Here is a 16,227-nt window from a genome sequence, read left to right as displayed (position 1 = left end):
GCGCGGCGGAACGCGCAAGTCATTCTTGCCGCTTGGAAAGCGGCAATTCCCGTCTTAGCCCCGCCGGGCGCAGTGCGGCACATCTGAAGCGCTCTGAGCAGGATATCAAAGAAGAAGCTCCGCCGCTCCCCGAGCGGCAAAAAAGGAGGAATTCCCATCGCAATCAACAAGGCCATGCGCGCCGCGCTCAAAGCCCTCTCCTATCCGGACATCGACATCCGCAAGACCTACCCGATCGAGCGGGCGCTGCGGACGGCGGCGGGCAGGCCCGTTCTTTTCTATAAGCCGTGGGACCACGTGGTGCATTACGGCGACCACGACATTCCGGTGCGCATCTTCTCCCCCGAGACGGAGGGGGAGCACGCCATCCTGCTTTTTTTCCACGGGGGCGGCTGGGTGACGGGCAACATCGACAGCTACGACAAGGTCTGCCGCAATATGGCGAAGCTGACCGACCGTTCGGTCGTGTCGGTCGATTACCGCCTCGCGCCCGAATACCGCTTCCCCGCCGCGCCCGAGGACTGCTATGCGGTCGCGCGGGAAATCTTCCTCGATCTGAGCCTCTTTGGGATGCGGGCCGACCAGATCACGCTGATCGGGGACAGCGCCGGGGCGAACCTCGCGGCGGCGGTCTCGCTGATGGCGCGCGACCGGGGGGAATTCCTGCCGCGCAGCCAGATCCTTATCTATCCCGCCACGGCGGCCGACCATACGGAAAATTCCCCCTTTCCATCGGTGCGTGAAAACGGTACCGACTATCTGTTGACCTCCAAGCGCATCTGCGAATATATGGAGCTCTACCAGAGCGGCCCGGAGGACTGTGAAAACCCCTATTTCGCGCCGCTGGCGGCGGAGGACTTCTCCAACCAGCCGCAGACCCTCATCCTCACGGCCGAATACGACCCGCTGCGGGACGAAGGGGAGGCGTACGGCGAGGCCCTCAAGCGCGCGGGCGTCCCGGTGGAGATGCACCGCATCCCCGACGCGCTCCACGGCTTTTTCTCCCTGCCGCCCCGCTTCGCGCAGGTGCAGAAGGCCTACGGTTACATCAACCGCTTTTTAGACGAGGTGAGCCATCCGGCATGTCAAGACAATCCTTAAAATGGAGCCGCCTGGACAACGCGGCCAAAATATTCCCATCGACGAGCAGCAAGCAGGACCCCAAGGTCTTCCGCTTTGCCTGCGAGCTCTGCGAGCCGGTCGATCCGGAGGTCCTCCGGCGCGCGCTCGGCCGCACCCTTGAAAAGTTCCCGCCGTTTCGTTCGGTGCTGCGGCGGGGGCTCTTCTGGTATTTCCTCGAGCAGAGCGATCTTGTGCCCGAAGTGTCGGAGGAAAGCAGCCCCCCCTGCTCCCCCCTCTATGACCCGCGGCGGCGGGGGCTGCTCTTCGCGGTCACCTATTACCGCTGCCGCATCAACCTGGAGGTCTACCACGCGCTGACAGACGGTTCGGGCGCGCTGCAATTTTTGCGCGCGCTCGTCTATGACTACCTGCTGCTGCGCCATCCGGACGCCTTCACGCACAGCCCGTCCGCGCTCGACTTCGACGCCTCCCGCTCGGAACGGGAGGACGACAGCTTCCGCAAGCACTACGTCCCGGAGCGGAAGGGCCGCGGGGAAAAGGCCCCGCGCGCCTACCACATGAAGGGCGCGCTGCTGCCTGGGGGCCGCATCCGGGTCGTGGAGGGGTCGTTGCCCGTCGGGGCGGCCGCCGCCAAGGCGAAGGAGCTGGGGGTGAGCATGACCGTCTTTTTGACGGCGGTGCTGCTCACCGCCGTCGCGGGCGAGATGCCCGCGCGGGAACGCAGCCGCCGGCCGGTCGTGGCCGCGGTGCCCGTCAACCTGCGCAATTACTTCGAGTCGGAGTCGGTCCGCAACTTCTTCGGGGTCTTTACCGCCGGGTACCACTTCCAGAACGGCTGGGCCTTTGACGAGGTGCTCGCCGCGGTGAAGGCGTCCTTCGCGCGGGAGCTCACCGCCGACCGGCTCGCCCGCCGCATGAACCGGCTGGCCGCGCTCGAACATAACCCCGTCATCCGCGTGATGCCGCTGGCGGTCAAGGACCCGGTGCTGCGGCTGTCCGGCTGGATCGCCGCGCGCGGGGAGACGACCTCCCTTTCCAACCTCGGGCGGATCACGATGCCCGCCGCCTGCGCGCCCTTCATCCGCGCCTTCGACGTGTTCATCAGCGCGCGGCGGCTCCAGATGTGCATGTGCTCCTACGGGGACCGGCTCATGCTGAGCCTCACCTCCCCCTTTGTGAGCACCGACGTGCCCAAGCGCTTCTTCCGGATCCTCACCGGCATGGGGTTGCCGGTCGAGATCAGTTCCAATCCCGTCAGCGAGGAGTGAGCTTCCATGCGTTACTGTGAAAAATGCCGGGTCACGGTCCGCGACAGCCGGGAGGACTGCCCGCTCTGCCAGGGGCCCCTCTCGGGCGAGCCGGAGCCCTGCGTCTTCCCCAGCCTGCCCGACGATCACCCGCCCTACCACCTGCTCATCCGCGGCATGGTCTTCCTGTCGATCGCGGCGGTGGTCATCTGCTTTGCCATCAACGCGATCGTCCCCTCCAGCTCGTGGTGGGCCCTCTTTGTCGCGGCGGGCATTGCCTGCATGTGGGTCTGCCTCTGGTCGGTCATCCGCCAGCGCAACAACATCCCCAAGAACATCCTCTGGCTCGTCTTCTGGCTGTCGCTGCTCGCCGTGCTCTGGGACGTTTTCACCGGCTGGCACCGCTGGTCGCTCAACTACGTCGTCCCCAGCCTCTGCGTCTTTGCCATGGCCGGGATGGCCGTGATCGCCCGCGTGCTCCATCTGCGCGTCGAGGATTTTTTCATCTACCTGATCATCGACGGGCTGTTCGGCGTCATCCCCATCCTGTTTCTGCTCTTCCGGTGGGTCACCGTCGTCTACCCCTCGGTCGTCTGCGTCGCCTGCAGCCTGCTTTCGCTCGCCGCGATCCTCTCCTTTGAGGGGGAACGCATGCGCGCGGAATGGAAAAAACGGATGCACCTGTAAGCCGCCCGCGGGGCGCCGGACAAGGAAAAGGCCGCCCTTTTGGGCGGCCTTTTTCCTTGCAGGAAGACACATGGCTGTGAGGTTGGTCAAATGGAAGGCGTCAGCAGCAGCCGACCAGCCGGTCCTTAAAGCCCGGCCGCTTGCGCAGCGTCCTGGTGATCTCGCAGAAGAAGAGGACGGTCTCCTTTTCCGGTTCCTCCGCTCCGCGCATGCACACGCTGCGGCAGAGGAAGACGGTGTCCGCCTCCTCGCAGTAGGGGATCTTCCCCTCCCGGGCGGCGGTCAGGCCGACCGCGTCGAGCGTCCCGTATCTGGCGAGGGCGTTGAGGCTGTCCCGGAAGGCGGGGGTGTCAAAAAAGCTGATCGAGCAGGGCTTGCCCGCCTCGAGCAGCGCGCACACCCGCGAATCCCGCGGCAGGAAGAGGAAGGCGCACGGCCTGCCCGCGAAGACGCCGAACGCCCCCTGCGGGGCGGAAACGGCGTCGCCGTTTTCCCCGGCGGCGATGACCGCCGGATTGTCGGGGAGGGTGAAGGGGTTCTGCTCCAGTTCGCGGGGCTTCTTATCGTAAAATTTCATGTGGGGTCCTCCTTTACAGATGCTTCGCACACGGCGGCGCGGGAGAGCCTGCGGATGAGGTCCACCCCGTCCCACGTGAGAGAAAATTCCAGCGCGCGTCCGATCGGGACCATCCGGTCCGCTCCCCTGGGGCGGTGCGCCCGCAGGAAGGCATGAAAGGCTTCCCGCTTTACACCGTAGTGGGTGACCGTCTGGCACTTTTCGCCGCAGACGGGAAGGAGCGCGTCAAGGGAAGCCGCCGCCGTCTCGAGGAAGAAGCCGCCGCCCGGAGGGAGTTCCATCGCGGCGGGCGTGAGCGCGGGCAGCTCCACCCGCACAAGCAGGTTCCCCCTCGTGAGCAGCCGCGCGCCGGGGCAGTCCGCCGCGATGCGGCAGAACGCCTCCCGCTTCGCGACGGCGAGCGCGGCGGGCCAGTCGTATTCCGCGGCCGCGATCGCCTCGACACGCGGCCAGAAGTCCGCCCGGGCCTCCCCTTCCCGCTCCCCGAGCCATAATACCGCGCGCGGGGCGGCGCAGGAGCGCTGGTCGTTCAAATAGGTGTCGTTGTAGAAGTCCCGGGCGAGCGCGTCCCGGTCCGCGTGGGCGAGGTAGGCGCCGCTATCGATGACGCAGGCGGACCAGCGGTCGGCAAAGCAGATCTCCGCCGCGCGCGGCTTCAGCGGGAAGGCGCGCACCCGCCTGACCGTCTCGTCCCCGCCCCAGATGATCCGCGCGTCGCAGAGGGCGGAAAGCGCCTCGGTGAGGCCGCTTTCGCGCGGATAGCGCAGGCAGGCGGCGTAGGGCCGCAGGTCGGAAAACGCGCCGGCGAGAAGCTCCTCCAGCGCGGCGCAGACGAGCGCCGCCTGCGGGAAGGGCTCGGAGGGCAGCCGCACCGCGTTCGCGTTGCCCGCAAGCAGCCCGGCCGCCAGCGAATAGGCGAAGTTGAGGGGCACGTTGCCCGGCGCGATGTGGAACGCCATTCCCCTCCCCAGGCGGAATTCCCCGTCAAGGTAGGGCTTTCGGCGCTCCTCCATGGCCGCGCGCCGGCACCAGAAGGCGAGCGCGGCGAGATCGGGAAACCGCCGGACATCCGGGCGGGAGAGCAGCGCCTTCGAGAGCGCGTCGAAGAGGTCGAGGACGCGGGGCGAAAAGGGTTCGAGCGGCGGTGTGCCGGGCATCGCCGCAAGCGCCGCCGCGTCCCCCACAAGGAACGCCGCGTCAGCCGTGTTCAGCCGCATAGGTATCGCTGCACCCCCTCAGCTCGGCGGCTTTCAGCCGTCCGAGCACCGCAAAATATTTGCCCCGCCGCCCGCAGGGGCAGCCGTCCTCCCCGAGCAGCACCCCCCAGTCCTCGGTGAGCAGGCTGTGCCCCGGGTAGGATTCCGGCAGGATCGACTGCACCTGCAAAATCCCCTCCTCCCCCGTTTCGCAGAGGGAGAAGTCGGACGCGCGGCGCACAAACAGGTCGGAAAAGGCGCTCACATGCAGGTGTCCCCGCTCGCACGCCATGAAGATCGACCCGGTCTGTTCCGCCATGCCGTAGTAGTCGTGCACCCGTCGCAGCCCGAACCCCTCCGCCAGCCGGCGGCGGAATTCCTCCGGGCCGACCGCGCGGTCGGCGAGTGTCTTCCAGCCGCCGCCATGGATCAGCACGCCGTTTTGGAAGTCCCAGGCGCGGCCGCTTGCCGCGAGCGCCTCGAAGAACTGCCAGACGAGAAAGGTAAAGCCGAAGAGCAGAAACGGTTTCCCGCCGTATGTTTCGAGAAACGCGGACACCGCGTCAAGATCGGGGCGCATGTCGTCCCCAAGCGCCCACGTCCGGCCGCGCCCGAAGCTGGCGAACCCCGCCACCCCCGCCGCGCGCGCCGTGAACCGGCCGCCGCGCAGCACCGACGGGCAGTCGATCACGAGCATCGGCAGGCGGTCGGGCCCGATGAAGTCGGAGACGATCGCCGCCAGCGCGCGGCGCTGGCCGTCGGCGGTCGGCCCGTCGAGATAAATTTTCGAGGGGACCTGCCCCGAGGTCCCCGACGAGGTCACGACCCGCGCCACCTCCCCGGGCGGCACGCTGCAAAGCTCGAGGTTCTTGAAGAGCCCCACCGGCAGGAATGGAAACTCCTCCGGCGCGCGCGCCGACGCGGGATCGAAGCCGAGCGCGTCGAGGATGTTCCGATAGGGCGGGCACCGCCTCCGGTGGGAGGCGGTCAGATCGGCGAGCGCCTCTGTAAAGCATCTTTCCTTTTCATCCGGTGCAAGCCCGAAAGGCGGGGCCTCCCACAGCCGGTCCGCCGCGCTCACGGCGCCTCCTCCAGCTCGCGGTAGAGGATTTTGCCCGCGCCGCTGCGTGGGATCTCCCGCACATACCGCGCGCTGACCGCCCGCCGCCGCACCCCCAGAAGCTCCGCGAGCCGGTCCGCCGCCCGCTCGGGCAGCGCGGGGTCGGTCAGGCAGACGCAGAGCGCGTCGTCCCTCCCGAAGCAGGCGCAGTCCACGCCGGGAAACTGCTCCTTCACGAGCCGTTCGCACCCGTCGAGGCTCACCCGGCTTCCGAAGAGCTTGATAAACCGCTTTTTGCGCCCCACGATCGTGTAGAAGCCCTCCTCGTCACGGGCGGCCATGTCGCCGGTCAGCAGCACGCCCCGCCGCTCGTCCCCCTTCGCGAGGTCGGCGGCGCACTCGGCGTAACCCATCGTCACGTTGTCCCCCTCGTAGCGAAGCTCCCCCACCTCGCCGGGCGAATCGATCGCGGCGCCGTCCACGTCGAGCAGGGTGAATCTCCCGCCGGGGATCGCGATCCCCATGCAGCCGCGCTTTTCAAGCGCGCGCTCCCAGGGCAGGTAGCCCATCCGCGCGGTCGCCTCGGTCTGCCCGTACATGACATAGAACCGCTTGCCGTGTGCGTCGGCATAGCGCGCGCAGGTCTCGTGCAGCTCGGGCGGCAGCTTGCCGCCCGCCTGGGTGAAATAGCGCAGGCTCGGCAGCTCCATGCCGAAGAAGCCGACCCGCTTCAAAATTTCATAGGTGTAGGGCACGCCGCCGAAGCTCGTCGCCTCCCGCTCCCGGAAGAGCGCCCAGAATTCCGGCTCCACGACGCTGCGCCCGGTCAGGATGAGCGACGCGCCCGCCAACAGGTGGCTCTGGACGATCGAAAGGCCGTAGGTGTAGTTCATCGGCAGCGTCGTGATCGCGCGCTCCTCCTCCCCGATTTCAAGGTAGCGGACGATCGCGCGCGCGTTCGATTCGATGTTGCGGCGGCTCTGGCGCACGAGCTTGGGGCTGCCCGTCGACCCCGAGGTCGTCAGCAGCAGCGCGAGGCCGGGGTGCATGGCGGGCGGGGCCTCCCCCCTCCCGAGCAGCACATAGCCCTCCATCGAGAGGAGGCGCTTTGTCCCGGGGAAGCCCCCGGCCATCCGCTCGGGCAGCCAGAGGAAGCCGGGCCGGTAGGTCTCCAGCAGGCCGTCGAGCAGCTCCCGGTGCATTCCCGCGTCGAGCAACAGCGGCACCGCGCCGCCCGACAGGAACCCCGCGTAGCCGCAGAGCGCCCCATAGCTGTTTTCGCAGAACGAAAAGACGAGCGGCCGCCCCGGCGTACACGCCGCGACGCGGGCCGCGTCGGCGCACAGCCGCCCGTAGGAGTAGACCTCTCCCCCCTCCCCGTAGGCCGCGGGGCGGATGGGGGGCCTTTCGTCAATCCCAAAGATCATGGCGCGCCCTCCTTTTTCAGAATGTGACGCCGTATTTCCCCAGAATCTCCTTGCCCCGCTCGTAGGTGTTGAGCGCCATTACGTCGGGGGAGGAGATCGAGATGTCGAACGCCTCCTCGAGCCGGACGACCAGGTCCATATGCCCGACCGAATCCCAGTTCTCGTTGCGCCGGTAGACGAGCGATTCGCCCAGCTCCTCTTTTTTGACGCCGAGCGCCTGCACAAAGGCCCGGTCGTATTTCTCCAGATTGGTCATGGGTGTTTGCCTCCCCTTTTAAAAAAGCCCGTATGGCCTGCATACGGGCTTTTTTCTCAGAATTTGCAGTGGAACCGGCGTTCGTACTCCTCGATGAGCTCCGGCCGCGCGTCGGGATGCGCCACCCCGATCAGCTCGCGGGCCCGCTCCCGCAGGGTCTTGCGCTTGAGCTGCGCGATGCCCTGCTCGGTGACGACATAGTCCACGTCGTACCGCGAGGTCGTAACCGCCGCGCCGTGGTCGATGAAGGAGACCACCTTGGACACGCCGCCCTTGGCGGTCGAGGGCATCGCCATGATCGTGCGGCCGCCCCTGGACATGTTCGCGCCGCGCACGAAGTCCACCTGGCCGCCGACGCCCGAGATCTGCTTGAGTCCCACCGAGGTGGAGACCACCTGCCCCATCAGGTCCACCTGCACGCAGGAGTTGATCGAGACGAGGTTGTCGTTCTGGCAGATGACGCGCGGGTCGTTGACGTAGTCGACCGGCAGCATCTCGACCTCGGGGTTGTTGTCCACGTAGTCGTAGAGGCGCCGGGTGCCCATCAGGAAGGTGGCGACGCTGCGGCCCCTGTGGATGTTCTTGCATTTATTGGTGATGACGCCCGCCTCGACGAGCTCGACCACGCCGTCGGAGAACATCTCCGAGTGGATGCCGAGGTCGTTTTTCTCCTTGAGGAAGAGCAGCACCGCGTCGGGGATCGCGCCGATGCCGAGCTGGAGGCAGTCGCCGTCCCGCACGAGGGAGGCCACGTTCTCGCCGATCGCGCGCTCCACGTCGGTGATCTTCGGCGGAGCCAGCTCGATGACGGGGGTGTCCGCCTCGATGATGCAGTCGATGTCCTTCACGTGGATGAAGCTGTCGCCCAGCGTGCGGGGCATGTTCCGGTTGATCTGCGCGATCACGAGGTCGGCGCACTCGGCCGCGGGCTTGGTGTAGTCGACCGAGATGCCGTAGCTGCAATAGCCGTGCTCATCCGGCGGGGAGAGCTGGAGCAGGACGACGTTCGGATGCAGGCGGGTGCGGAAGAGGTCGGGGATCTCGGAGAAGAAGACCGGGGTGAAGTCCCCCCTGCCCTCCGCGATCGCCTTGCGGGTGGTGCCGCCGAGGAAAAGGCTGTTGTGCCGGAAATTCCCGGCATATTCGGGCTGGCAGTACTCCGCCTTGCCCATGGCCACCATGTGGACGATCTCCACATCGCGGTAGGCCGCCGCGTTTCTCACCATCGCGTCGGAGAGGAGGGTCGACTCGCCCGTCGCGTGGGTCACGACGACACGATCGCCCGATTTGATCCGCTTCACCGCCTCGTCCGCCGTGGTGAGCTTCTGCCTGTAAAGTTCCTTCCAATCCATGGTGTGTGTCACTCCTTATCACTCTGCGCCGCGAGCAGCGGGCGCAGGAGCCTGTCATAGTCGGCGGGGCTCGTCAGCACGACGGCGCCCAGCCGCGCGGTAAGCCCGGCGCGTGACGCGCACGCGGCCGGGCACCCGCAGATGATCGCGGCCACGTCCGCCGGTTCCTCCGCGCGGACGATCCGCACGCCGGGGAAATCGGCGCGCAGCCGCTCTGCCAATTCGGTTCGTTCGTAGCGCGGGTTGCAGCCCCCGCAGTATTTCACCGCGACGATCATCCGTGCCTGCGCGCCAGCAGCTCCCGCGCCTCGGCCAGAAGCCCGTCGCTCACGCCGCCCAGAAGCAGCACTTGGCTGACCTCCGGGACCTGGGCGCGCACCTCCTCCGCCACGAGCATCTGCGCCGTCAGCGACGCCGAGGGGCAGCCGGCGCACTGCCCGATGAGGCGCACGCGCAGCACGCCCTCCCCGTCGCAGTCCACCAGCTCGATGTCCCCCTGGTGCAGCGCCAATTGCGGGCGCACCCGTTCGTCAAGGACCCGTTCGATCCTGTTTACAAGCTCCATACGCCGTTCCCCCAGCATGACCGGTCCATTATTCGGTGATATGGGCGATCTTCTTCGCCAGCTTCTTCTTCATCGCGAGGTTGCCCTGGCGCGAAATCATGATGCGCTGCGCCTGCGGCGAGCCCGCGCCGTGCATCGACTCGGTGCGGTAGCCGACGGCCGCCGTGCCGAGCGAGAGGTTCTCGATGAGCCGCAGGATGCGCAGGCGGTTCTCGGTCGAAACGTCCGCCACGCCGCGCAGGTATTTGTCCACATAGGGTCCGAGCTTTCCGTCGCGGAAGTCCGCCTCGCTGGGCGCGGTGACCATGAGCCCGCCCGCGATGTCCTCCGCCAGCCGCACGATCTCATAGGGGAAGCGGGTGACGTTCTGCTTGCAGACGTTGGCGAGCAGCAGGTCGATGATGTAGTTGCCGCTCTCGGTCGGGTGGCCCTCGGCCGAGCAGGCGATGCCGCAGCAGTAGAGGGTCTCGTTGAGGTGGGTCATCTCGATGAGCTTATCCTTGATGTGGCTGGCGCGCGCCGCGCCGTTGTAGTCGGCCGCAACCGCCGCCGCGCCGATGAGCACGTCGCCCACGCCGACCTTGCAGCCGCCGTAGCTCTGGCGGTGGTAGCCCGCGAACCGCTCGACGAGCATGCCCGCGTACTCCGCCTCGCCGCACATGAAGATGCGGTCGTTGGGGACGAAGACGTTGTCGAACACGACGAGCGCCTCGACACCGCCGAACTCGGCGTTGCCGACGTCCATCTCGCTGCCCTCCCGCTTACGGGTGTCGCAGCTCTGGCGGCCGATGACCATGAAGATGCCCTTGGTGTCCACCGGCACCGCGAAGGAAACCGCGTAGTCGCTGTCGTCCGGGCCCATCGAGCAGGTCGGCATGACGATGACTTCGTGGGAGTTGATGATGCCCGTCTGGTGGGCCTTGGCGCCGCGCACGACGATGCCGTCCGGACGGCGCTCGACGATGTGCAGGTACATGTCGGGATCGGCCTGCGCGTGCGGCGCAAGCCCGCGGTCGCCCTTCGGGTCGGTCATCGCGCCGTCCACCGTCAGGTCGTTCTCCTGGCAGTAGAACATGAAGTTCTTAAAGTTCTCGAAATAGTGGGTGCCGTACTTCTGGTCCATCTCATAGGTGGTGGAGTACTCGGCGTTGAACGCGTCCATACCCACGCAGCGCTGGAAGCAGGCCGCGGTCTGCTGGCCGAGCAGACGCTGCATCTTGACCTTCTTGATGAGGTCCTCGGTGCTGCGGTGGATGTGGGTGAAGCGGTTGATGCGCTTGCCCGTCTCGGGGGATACCGCCGTCATGATGTCCTCATACTCGGGCATCTGCGCAAGATCGTAGGTCATGCGCACCGAGTTGAGGGAGGGGCGCAGGATGGGGTCGTCCACCGGATTCTCCACCCGTTTGCCGAACATGTAGATCTCCATATTGAGTTTGCGGATACTCTCGATATATTCTTCGCCCGTCATGAGTGCCATTGCCCTAGTTCCTCCCTTTTTTCAAAGCTCAATAAAGCTCCCCGTAAATTTTGCGAACCCGTTCCGCGTCGAGCGGCACGAAGTTGTTGCCCATCAGGCGGCCCTGCGTGGTCATGACTGCTTCGGTGAAGGTGTCGAGGTCCTGCACCGTCACGCCGTACTCATGCAGCGCCTTCTTGGGCAGCACCTGGTTTAAGAGCTCCTCGAGCTTGTCGTACACCTCGCCCACGCCGCAGCCGAGCAGATCCGCCAGGTAGCCGTTCATCACCGCGATCTCGCCGTCCTGCTTGATCTCCATGTAGTTTTTCAGCACGCCGGTGAACATCGCGTAGTTGCTCTCGCCGTGGGGGACGTGGTAGGTGCCGCCGAGCGGATAGCTCATCGCGTGCACCGCGGCGCAGCCGGCGGTCCCGAACGCGAGGCCCGCGTAGTTGGAGGCGATCAGGAAGTCCTCCATCAGGCCGCCGAGGACCTCGCGGCCCTCCTTCACCAGCTTCTGGTAGCTGCGGATGATCATCTCGATCGCCTTGTAGCCGAAGAGCTTGGTGTAGGCGGTCGCCTTGGGCGACAGGCTCGACTCGACCGCGTGCACGAGCGCGTCGATCGAGCTGGTGGCGAACACGCCGAACGGCAGGCTGCTCAGGAGCTCGGGCACAAGCACCGCCGCGTCCGCGAACATCTTCTCGCTCGCCAGGCCCATCTTGGTGCCGATGCGGGTGCGGTTGATGATCGAAATATTGGTGACCTCGCTGCCCGTTCCGCAGGTCGTCGGGACGATGACCAGCTCATGGCGCTTTTCGAGGTTCGCGACGTTGTCGTACAGCGCGTCGACGGGGCCGCCGTCCGAAACCGCCAGCACCTTCGCGATGTCGATGACCGTGCCGCCGCCGATCGCGATGATCCGCTTGCAGCCCGTCTTCACCGCGTCCGCCGCGATCGCGTCGACCATGACGTCGGTCGGCTCGCCGGCGCCGTATTTTTCCTGGAAGATCGTATGTACCGGCAGGTTCAGCTTCCCGAAGTAGGGGTTGAAGATGTACTCGTTCGTGAGCACGAGGTCGTTTTCGCCCAGCTTGAACGCCTCCGCGAATTCCGCGCAGCTTGCGAACTTGTGCAGCTCCGGTTTCACGATAATCAATTTCATACTTGTGCGCTCCTTTTCCATTTTACGGATAACGAGGGAAAACAGAGCCGATCTTTTCAGTTCAGCCCTGTTTTCCCGTGTGGCCGACGAAAGATGCGGTATCCCGTTAAGGGATGTTACGCCGCCGTAGCCTTTCTGTTTTTGAAGCGGACGACCGACTCGCTGCCTTCGACGACAGCCCAGACGATGATGCCGACGAGAAGCGCCTGCGCGGGGGTGAAGAAGGTCAGCGCCGCGGCGATGACGCAGGCGATGCCGCGCTCGTTGGCGGTGGTGGCCATACGCATGCCGATGTTGCCGCAGGCGAAGCACTGGACCGCCATCGTGATGCCGAAGAAGATGGCGAACGCCGGCTTGATGAGGGTGACGAGCGGCAGGATCATAACCGCGATCACAGTGGACGCGCGGAAGGTGCAGACGCCGCCCCAGTATGTACGCATGGTCTTGTAGCCGCGTTTGTAGCGCTCGGTGATGGTCAGCAGGCCGGAAGCCCACAGCGGGCCGCACATCGGGACCCAGGGGGCGAACACGGACATGATGCCGTTACGCAGGAAGCTGACGAGGTTGGAACGGCCGGCGTCGAAGATGACGATTTCGTCCGGACGGGCCGCCGTGGCCTCCGCGACGACCTCTTTCGCGAGGACGAAGTCGGAGAACGCGATGATGTAGGTGGTCAGCGCCGACGGGATCGCCGCGAGGAAGAAGCTCATCTCGGGGAAGCCGATTCCGAAGATGGTGAAGTGCTCCATCACGAAGCCGAAGCTGAGCGGGGTGAGTCCCCACTGGATCTGGGGCATCGGAATTTCACGCAGCAGGATGGGCGCCAGGATGATCGCGAAGAGCTGTGCCGGGACGACGCCCTGGTTACGAACCAGCCTCCAGAAGTTCGAGGTCCTTGCCTTGCGCTCGAAGGAGGGGTTGAACAGGAACAGGTAGGACAGCAGGCAGGCGATCGCGACCGTCCAGGGGGCTGCGGGCATACGGGCCTGGAAGACGTTGACGCCCGCCGTGATGCCGGCGCCGAGCACGATGCCCGCTTTGATGGACATCGGGACGCATTCCACCAGTTTCCGGCCGATGCCGGTCGCGCCCATGATCAGGAAGCAGAGGGCGACAAGCATTTGCAGCGCAATCATTGCCTTAATTCGATCGACGTTGCCGGTGGCGTAGTCGGGGATGCTCCACTGCTCGAGGAACTTCAGCGTCAGCGGAAGCGCCGGGGTGATCCAGCCGGGGACCACGGGGTCGCCCAGCAGGGAGGGCAGGTAGTAGCAGACCGCGTTGAGAACGCCGAAGGTCAGCGCCATCAGGAACGCGCCGTTCTCGGTGAGGCCCAGGGCGGCGATGTTCGCCGGCTCGTTGAGGCCGAAGGTGGTCATCGTGGTGGTGACGCCCGCGCCCAGGCAGGCGACGCCGAGGAACATGGCGGCGGCACACTCGGTCCACTGCCACTCGTGGTGGATCAGGGGAATACGGATTTTGAACGGGCCAAACTTGATTCCGGGCTGTTCCTCACCATAGCCGCGTTTTTTAAGCGGGAACTTTTCGGTCATGAAGCCCTCTGGGACAACGTTGGTCTTCTCGGTTGTCTCGGTCACTGACAATCTCCTCCTTTTGTCTCTTTCGGGTCGCCGCCGGGCCGGTGCGCGCGTTTCCGGCCCCGGGCGCCCAACAATGGACACAAAACAGCCTCGCACAATCTTGCCGCTGTGCGCCTGTCTTTTCACGCTTATTATATCGGCTTTGAACCCGAAAGTAAATAAAAAAAGTCCTGTTTATGAAAAGATTGTGAATGTTGTTTTATTTTTAACACGTCATTTTATGCATTTTTGTTGTGCGTTTTTAACAAATAATTGCGGCAATTATCGTCCGATATATATGAAAATCCCCCAGTCCGTTGCAATTTCGCAACAGATTGGGGGATTTCGCCGGGGGAAACAAGCCCTATTTCCCGGAAATTTTGTTGCATAAACGCAACATCAATCAAAACTGCAACAATTTACTGCGCGTCCCGCTTGCGCCTGCGGACGAAGGTGGAGGGATCGAGCCCCAGGCTTTTGGCCGCGTCCCGGACGTTCCCGAACCGCGCGTAGGCCCGGTCGAGGTAGCTGCGCTCCACCTGCCGCAGGATCGCGCGCAGGTCGACCGGCTCGGTCAATTCGGCCAGGTCCTCGTCCTCCAGCCGGATCTCGTCCGAGATCGGCAGGTCCTCCAGCTCGATCGGGTTGCGCCCGCTGAGCACGATCGTCCGTTCGACGACGTTGTGCAGCTCCCGCACGTTGCCCGGCCAGTCGTAGCTCTTGAGCCCGAGCAGCGCGGTCTGGGAGAACTTCTTCTTCATATTGTATTTTTTGTTGAGCTCCGACGCGAAGAACTGCACGAAGGGGATGATGTCCTCCCGCCGCCTGCGCAGCGGCGGCACCTCGACCGGAAGGGCGTTGAGGCAGTAGTAGAACTCCTCCTGCAGCTTCTTTTCGGCGGTCAGCTGCTCGAGGTCGTGGGAGGTCGACGCGAGCACGCGCGCGTCGACCCGGACCGGGTCGGGCGAGCCCACCCGGGTGATCGTCTTTTCGTGGATGAGGCGGCAGACCTTCATCTGGATGTCGGGGGGCAGCTCGCCCACCTCGTTCAAAAAGATCGTGCCGCCGCTGCCCGTCTCGAAGAGGCCGGGGCGCACCTCGCCGTCGCGCGCGACCCCGAAGAGCTCCTCGTTCATCGTCTCGGGCGGGATCGCCCCGCAGCTCACGGTGACGAACTTCCCCTTCTTGCGGGCGGACTTGGAGTGGATGTATTTGGCGACCGTGCTTTTGCCGACCCCGCGCTCCCCCACGATGAGCACCGTCGCGTCGAGCGGCGCGAGCTTGTCCGCCGTGCGGATCGTCGCGATCGTCGCCGCGTCGACGGCGATCAGGTCCGGGCGGCTGCCCAGCCGGCGGCGCATCGCCTCCAGCTCATCCCGGTACTGCTTGGACTGCGCCCAGCTCTCCTCGAGCTGGCCCTTGAGGGCGTACATCTCGGTGACGTCGCGCACGTTGGTGACGACCATCACGATGTTGTTGTCCTGGTCGAAGGTCGGCGTCGAGGTGATGATCGCGCGCCGGCCCGTCTTGAAGGTCTGCTCGAGCGTCACCGAGGTGCCCGCCTCGATCGCGAGCAGGGTGCCCGAGCGGGAGATGACCCCCGTCGTCTCGAGGGTGCGCATGTCCTTGCCGAGCACCTCCTCGCGGCGCAGGCCGCTGATCGCCTCGTAGCTCTTGTTGATCATGAGGGTCACCGCGCTGCCGTCGGTGATGTAGATGCCGTCGAAGGAGGATTCGATGATCGCCTCGAGCCGGTCGCGCTCCATGAGGATGTCGCGCGGGTCGTCCCCCTCGGGGCGGTGCGATGGGATCAGATAGGTTTTTTCCCGCCGTGACAAGCCGGTCCCCTCCCCTCTGTGCTATCTGCCGCGGGCGGGGCGCTTTTTCTCCCGCTCGGCCGCCTCGCGCGCCGCGAGGTCGTAGTGCTTGCTGAGGGCGGAGAACTGCTCCCCCGCCCCGCCGGTGATCCGGCGCAGCAGGACCATGCGGTCGTCCCCCTGGTCGCGGAGGAAGCTGTCGAACGCCTGCTTGTCCGCCGCGGTGCGGATGTTTTCCAGATGCTCGCTCGCCGTCAGGAAGGTGCGCGCCTTGTGGAACAGGGCGGCGATCGGCTCGCGGAACTGGCTGTTCATCCGGCGGTGCCTGCCGCAGCGGTTCTCGATCTCGAGCATCGCATCCATCATCTCGTCGTAGAGCTTGACCACCTTGCCGCCGCTCGCGCGCTCGATGACCGTGCGGATCGCCTCCGGCTGCTCCCTGAGCGGGAGCGGGCGCACCGCGTCCCCCTCCCCGCGCTCGACCGCGAGCTCCGCGGCGGGCGGCCGCGCGGAGACGTGGTTGGAGATCTTTACGTAGGCGAACGCGAACCTGTCCACCGCTTCGCGCAGGCCGTGCTGCTGCTTTCTGCTGAAATAGAAGCAGAGGACGATCGCCGCGATCATGACGATATAGCCGATCCGGATGAAAATTTCCATGCTGTATCCCCTCAAATCAATTCGTCGTTGGGCCCCCGCGGGCCTGCCCGGGACTTGCGCAACCCCGGCGGGTGTGGTATGCTTTTGGAAGCAACGCGG

16 protein-coding genes are annotated in these 16,227 nt (G+C 65.5%); 3 read left to right on the top strand and 13 right to left on the bottom strand.

Annotated elements, in window-relative coordinates:
• Positions 1-174 precede the first annotated feature (174 nt).
• The 3 genes from RCI06_RS09250 to RCI06_RS09240 are packed head-to-tail and all read left to right on the top strand — an operon-like array spanning position 175 to position 3,017.
• Positions 175-1,101 (top strand): alpha/beta hydrolase, encoded by a 927-nt coding sequence (locus tag RCI06_RS09250; protein WP_207654167.1) that lies wholly within the window; start codon positions 175-177, stop codon positions 1,099-1,101.
• Positions 1,083-2,351, top strand: coding sequence for a hypothetical protein (locus RCI06_RS09245; RefSeq protein ID WP_306575711.1), 1,269 nt, complete (start codon positions 1,083-1,085; stop codon positions 2,349-2,351). Before RCI06_RS09250 ends, RCI06_RS09245 begins: the two co-directional genes overlap by 19 nt.
• 6 nt (positions 2,352-2,357) lie before the next feature.
• Entirely contained in the window at positions 2,358-3,017 is a 660-nt protein-coding gene (locus tag RCI06_RS09240; protein ID WP_101548004.1) for a DUF6320 domain-containing protein, read from the top strand.
• Between the two features lie 100 nt (positions 3,018-3,117).
• On the opposite strand, the gene RCI06_RS09235 is transcribed toward RCI06_RS09240, so the two are convergent.
• From RCI06_RS09235 to RCI06_RS09175, 13 genes are all read right to left on the bottom strand, one after another.
• Positions 3,118-3,594, bottom strand: coding sequence for a hypothetical protein (locus RCI06_RS09235; protein ID WP_306575709.1), 477 nt, complete (start codon positions 3,592-3,594; stop codon positions 3,118-3,120).
• The gene (locus RCI06_RS09230; RefSeq protein WP_306575707.1) at positions 3,591-4,811 is read right to left on the bottom strand and encodes an acyl-CoA reductase; all 1,221 of its coding nucleotides are present in this window, start codon (positions 4,809-4,811) and stop codon (positions 3,591-3,593) included. The genes RCI06_RS09235 and RCI06_RS09230 overlap by 4 nt, the downstream gene beginning before the upstream one ends.
• Positions 4,792-5,871 carry an acyl-protein synthetase gene (locus RCI06_RS09225; protein ID WP_306575705.1) on the bottom strand — a complete coding sequence of 360 codons (1,080 nt, stop codon included), beginning with the start codon at positions 5,869-5,871 and terminating at the stop codon, positions 4,792-4,794. The genes RCI06_RS09230 and RCI06_RS09225 overlap by 20 nt, the downstream gene beginning before the upstream one ends.
• Positions 5,868-7,277: an AMP-binding protein gene (locus tag RCI06_RS09220; protein WP_306575703.1), complete on the bottom strand. Its 1,410-nt coding sequence runs from the start codon at positions 7,275-7,277 to the stop codon at positions 5,868-5,870. Before RCI06_RS09220 ends, RCI06_RS09225 begins: the two co-directional genes overlap by 4 nt.
• Positions 7,278-7,293: 16 nt before the next feature.
• A complete protein-coding gene (locus tag RCI06_RS09215; protein ID WP_101547996.1) occupies positions 7,294-7,533 on the bottom strand; it encodes an acyl carrier protein in 240 nt (79 codons plus the stop codon).
• A 56-nt stretch (positions 7,534-7,589) separates the two neighbouring features.
• A complete protein-coding gene (locus RCI06_RS09210; protein ID WP_121587203.1) occupies positions 7,590-8,885 on the bottom strand; it encodes an acetyl-CoA hydrolase/transferase family protein in 1,296 nt (431 codons plus the stop codon).
• 8 nt (positions 8,886-8,893) lie between these two features.
• Positions 8,894-9,163 (bottom strand): hypothetical protein, encoded by a 270-nt coding sequence (locus RCI06_RS09205; RefSeq protein ID WP_288234362.1) that lies wholly within the window; start codon positions 9,161-9,163, stop codon positions 8,894-8,896.
• Positions 9,160-9,450: a NifU family protein gene (locus RCI06_RS09200; protein WP_101547987.1), complete on the bottom strand. Its 291-nt coding sequence runs from the start codon at positions 9,448-9,450 to the stop codon at positions 9,160-9,162. Before RCI06_RS09200 ends, RCI06_RS09205 begins: the two co-directional genes overlap by 4 nt.
• Positions 9,451-9,478: 28 nt before the next feature.
• Entirely contained in the window at positions 9,479-10,930 is a 1,452-nt protein-coding gene (locus RCI06_RS09195) for a 4-hydroxyphenylacetate 3-hydroxylase family protein (RefSeq protein ID WP_101547983.1), read from the bottom strand.
• Positions 10,931-10,958: 28 nt separating this feature from the next.
• Positions 10,959-12,074 (bottom strand): 4-hydroxybutyrate dehydrogenase, encoded by a 1,116-nt coding sequence (locus RCI06_RS09190; protein ID WP_101547979.1) that lies wholly within the window; start codon positions 12,072-12,074, stop codon positions 10,959-10,961.
• 116 nt (positions 12,075-12,190) lie between these two features.
• Positions 12,191-13,672 (bottom strand): hypothetical protein, encoded by a 1,482-nt coding sequence (locus tag RCI06_RS09185; protein ID WP_199724035.1) that lies wholly within the window; start codon positions 13,670-13,672, stop codon positions 12,191-12,193.
• Between the two features lie 401 nt (positions 13,673-14,073).
• On the bottom strand, positions 14,074-15,492 hold the full coding sequence (locus RCI06_RS09180; RefSeq protein WP_276872095.1) for a sigma-54-dependent Fis family transcriptional regulator: 1,419 nt from the start codon (positions 15,490-15,492) through the stop codon (positions 14,074-14,076).
• Between the two features lie 21 nt (positions 15,493-15,513).
• On the bottom strand, positions 15,514-16,128 hold the full coding sequence (locus RCI06_RS09175) for a hypothetical protein (protein ID WP_288234354.1): 615 nt from the start codon (positions 16,126-16,128) through the stop codon (positions 15,514-15,516).
• Positions 16,129-16,227: the final 99 nt, after the last annotated feature.

Origin of the sequence: Anaerotruncus massiliensis (ex Togo et al. 2026) (genome assembly GCF_030825285.1) — a bacterium.
In the GTDB taxonomy this organism is placed as follows: domain Bacteria; phylum Bacillota; class Clostridia; order Oscillospirales; family Ruminococcaceae; genus Anaerotruncus; species Anaerotruncus massiliensis.
The sequence above is the reverse complement of the archived record's forward strand: the minus strand, read 5'-3'. Positions and strand labels throughout refer to the sequence as shown.

Excerpts from the sequence above, each read along its gene's own strand:
- RCI06_RS09220 (WP_306575703.1), bottom strand. The coding sequence starts at position 7,277 with ATGATCTTTGGGATTGACGAAAGGCCCCCCATCCGCCCCGCGGCCTAC.
- RCI06_RS09250 (WP_207654167.1), top strand. The coding sequence starts at position 175 with ATGCGCGCCGCGCTCAAAGCCCTCTCCTATCCGGACATCGACATCCGC.
- RCI06_RS09245 (WP_306575711.1), top strand. The coding sequence starts at position 1,083 with ATGTCAAGACAATCCTTAAAATGGAGCCGCCTGGACAACGCGGCCAAA.
- RCI06_RS09240 (WP_101548004.1), top strand. The coding sequence starts at position 2,358 with ATGCGTTACTGTGAAAAATGCCGGGTCACGGTCCGCGACAGCCGGGAG.
- RCI06_RS09190 (WP_101547979.1), bottom strand. The coding sequence starts at position 12,074 with ATGAAATTGATTATCGTGAAACCGGAGCTGCACAAGTTCGCAAGCTGC.
- RCI06_RS09205 (WP_288234362.1), bottom strand. The coding sequence starts at position 9,163 with ATGATCGTCGCGGTGAAATACTGCGGGGGCTGCAACCCGCGCTACGAA.
- RCI06_RS09200 (WP_101547987.1), bottom strand. The coding sequence starts at position 9,450 with ATGGAGCTTGTAAACAGGATCGAACGGGTCCTTGACGAACGGGTGCGC.
- RCI06_RS09210 (WP_121587203.1), bottom strand. The coding sequence starts at position 8,885 with ATGGATTGGAAGGAACTTTACAGGCAGAAGCTCACCACGGCGGACGAG.
- RCI06_RS09215 (WP_101547996.1), bottom strand. The coding sequence starts at position 7,533 with ATGACCAATCTGGAGAAATACGACCGGGCCTTTGTGCAGGCGCTCGGC.
- RCI06_RS09230 (WP_306575707.1), bottom strand. The coding sequence starts at position 4,811 with ATGCGGCTGAACACGGCTGACGCGGCGTTCCTTGTGGGGGACGCGGCG.
- RCI06_RS09235 (WP_306575709.1), bottom strand. The coding sequence starts at position 3,594 with ATGAAATTTTACGATAAGAAGCCCCGCGAACTGGAGCAGAACCCCTTC.
- RCI06_RS09195 (WP_101547983.1), bottom strand. The coding sequence starts at position 10,930 with ATGGCACTCATGACGGGCGAAGAATATATCGAGAGTATCCGCAAACTC.
- RCI06_RS09175 (WP_288234354.1), bottom strand. The coding sequence starts at position 16,128 with ATGGAAATTTTCATCCGGATCGGCTATATCGTCATGATCGCGGCGATC.